The following is a 2,071-nucleotide window of genomic DNA, read 5'->3' on the forward strand; positions in this document are numbered from 1 at the left end:
AAGTCATCGATGACATTGAATGTCCTAAAGCGACGTTGATTACGGCTACTATCACTCATAAAATCCATTGACCAACATTCACCTTGTTTATTAGGCACAAATAGCTTTTCCGGGCATCGTGGAGGAATGCGTTTTTTTCGTTTTACTCTGAGATTAAGCTTTAATTCACAATACACCCGATAAACACGCTTATGGTTCCATTGATAGCCGAGCTTTCTGATACGATTAAAGCATTTAGGAAAGCCCCAGCGTAAATGCCGGTCTGTGATAGCATTCAATACCGAAACAATCACCGAATCATCCTGTAACTTAGGTTGATAATAGTAAGCACAACGGCTTAAGCCAACGATAGCGCAGCTCATAGCTATAGTAACAGAATGATTTTGTTGTAGTTGCTGTGCCCACGTTTTACGTGCCTTTGTGGGCACTAAAGCTTTTTTATGATTTCTTCCTGAAGCTGTGATTTTAAGCTCAGCTCGGCAAACATCTGCTTAAGTTTGCGGTTTTCAGCCTCCAGCTCTTTTAAGCGTTTGATATCCGAAGTTTCCATTCTGCCGTATTTTTCCCGCCATTTATAAAAAGTTGAATTACCCATGCCATATTTACGGCAGAGTTCCTTGACAGGAATACCTGCTTCAGCTTCTTTTAAAATAGCGACGATTTGATGTTCAGTCATTTTTTTCATCATTAAATCCCCTTTTACTTTTATCATAGAGAATTTTCTACTTTTTTGCTGTACTATTTTAGGGGAGAGTTACAGGGTGATCCTATCCCCAAAAATAGACAAATGTCACCTCTATGATATAACTAACAATCATAGAAGAATACATTATGTGTCAAAAATTTAGTACAGAGTTCAAACAACAGTCGGTTGATTATGCATTATCTAATATGCATCTTTCATTACCAGAAATAGCTAATTATTTAAGCATAGGTAAATCTACACTTGATAGATAAGACAAATCAATCCGAATAAAACCAATAAACGAGAACTAGCCCCAGAGCAACAAAAAATGATTGCACTAGAAAAAGAAAACAAAGAACTAATAATGGCAAATGAAATTCTAAAAAAGGCGCAGGTGTACTTTATCAACAATCCAAGTTGGTAAAGTACAGCTATATGAAACAACATTTATCATCGTATTCAGTGCCACAGATTTACCGTCAATTAAATGTTAGCCTATCGGATTATTATAATTGGCCAAAAGGAGCGCCAAAATCAAATGAACTATTTGATAATGTAAAAGCGCTTTATTGGCAACATAAAGCCCGTTTAGGCGCACCAAGTCTAGTGCACGATATGAGAGAGAAAGGTTATGATATATCCGAAAGAACGGTCAGTTGAGTATTGCAAAAATTAGAATTACGCAGTAAAGCTGTGCGCAAATTTAAACCTAAGATGGCCCCCACGTTATCTTATAACACGTTGCCCAATACATTAGATAGGCAGTTTAATCCTAATAAACCCAATCAAGTTTGGTAATTGATATCACTTATATCAAAACGAGAGAAGGTTGGTTATACCGTTGTGTCATTATTGATTTATTTGGTCGAAAAGTAATTGGAAGTCAAACTAGTTCACCTATTGATAGGCATTTAGTTTGTAACACGCTCAAAAATGTTTTATTTTGTCGTCAATTTCCTAAAGGCGTCTTAATTCACAGTGACCGAGGAAGCCAATATTGTAGTGCTGCTTTTAAGCGATTAGTGTTACACCATGGGCTTAAGCAAAGTATGAGCTGAGCAGGCAATTGTTGGGATAATTGCGGGGGCAATATTACGATAAAGAAACCGGTTTACATTACAACACATTTCGGTATTATGACCCTAACTGCGGACGCTTCACCCAGCCCGACCCCATAGGCTTAGCTGGTGGTATTAATCTTTATCAGTATGCGCCTAATACCTTGACTTGGGTTGATCCATTTGGATTAATGAGTTGTAAGCCAAACCATCAGGCAGGAAAAAGTTATAAAAAATATGGACATGCTCGTAATCAACATGGTTCTCAAATTAATGCACAAAAATTAATTGACAGAGCAAAGAATCCAAAAGACCCTAGACCTATAGG

5 protein-coding genes and 1 pseudogene are annotated in these 2,071 nt (G+C 37.3%); 4 read left to right on the forward strand and 2 right to left on the reverse strand.

The window, feature by feature from the left end; genetic code table 11:
• Both A9G37_RS04460 and A9G37_RS04465 read right to left on the reverse strand, forming a co-directional pair.
• Positions 1-428 (reverse strand): IS3 family transposase (locus A9G37_RS04460; protein WP_141671055.1); only part of this gene is annotated, 428 nt, incomplete at its 3' end.
• Positions 428-712: a transposase gene (locus A9G37_RS04465; RefSeq protein WP_141671056.1), complete on the reverse strand. Its 285-nt coding sequence runs from the start codon at positions 710-712 to the stop codon at positions 428-430. The genes A9G37_RS04465 and A9G37_RS04460, both read right to left, overlap by 1 nt.
• A 119-nt stretch (positions 713-831) precedes the next feature.
• On the opposite strand from A9G37_RS04465, the gene A9G37_RS13165 reads away from it, so the two are divergent.
• The 4 genes and pseudogenes from A9G37_RS13165 to A9G37_RS04485 all read left to right on the forward strand — a co-directional run.
• On the forward strand, positions 832-957 hold the full coding sequence (locus A9G37_RS13165) for a hypothetical protein (protein WP_255306850.1): 126 nt from the start codon (positions 832-834) through the stop codon (positions 955-957).
• 163 nt (positions 958-1,120) lie between these two features.
• Positions 1,121-1,345, forward strand: a complete 225-nt coding sequence (locus A9G37_RS04475; RefSeq protein WP_065574747.1) for a hypothetical protein — start codon at positions 1,121-1,123, stop codon at positions 1,343-1,345.
• A 131-nt stretch (positions 1,346-1,476) separates the two neighbouring features.
• Complete coding sequence (locus A9G37_RS04480) at positions 1,477-1,743, forward strand: IS3 family transposase (protein ID WP_065574748.1); 267 nt, start codon at positions 1,477-1,479, stop codon at positions 1,741-1,743.
• Between the two features lie 20 nt (positions 1,744-1,763).
• Positions 1,764-2,071, forward strand: a pseudogene (locus tag A9G37_RS04485) (RHS repeat-associated core domain-containing protein); the annotation flags it as partial.

Source organism: Gilliamella sp. GillExp13 (genome assembly GCF_001690815.1).
In the GTDB taxonomy this organism is placed as follows: Bacteria; Pseudomonadota; Gammaproteobacteria; order Enterobacterales; family Orbaceae; genus Gilliamella; species Gilliamella bombi.

Bases quoted from the DNA above. Each gene is read 5' to 3' on its own strand.
- A9G37_RS04465 (WP_141671056.1), bottom strand. From the start codon at position 712: ATGATAAAAGTAAAAGGGGATTTAATGATGAAAAAAATGACTGAACAT.
- A9G37_RS13165 (WP_255306850.1), top strand. From the start codon at position 832: ATGTGTCAAAAATTTAGTACAGAGTTCAAACAACAGTCGGTTGATTAT.
- A9G37_RS04475 (WP_065574747.1), top strand. From the start codon at position 1,121: ATGAAACAACATTTATCATCGTATTCAGTGCCACAGATTTACCGTCAA.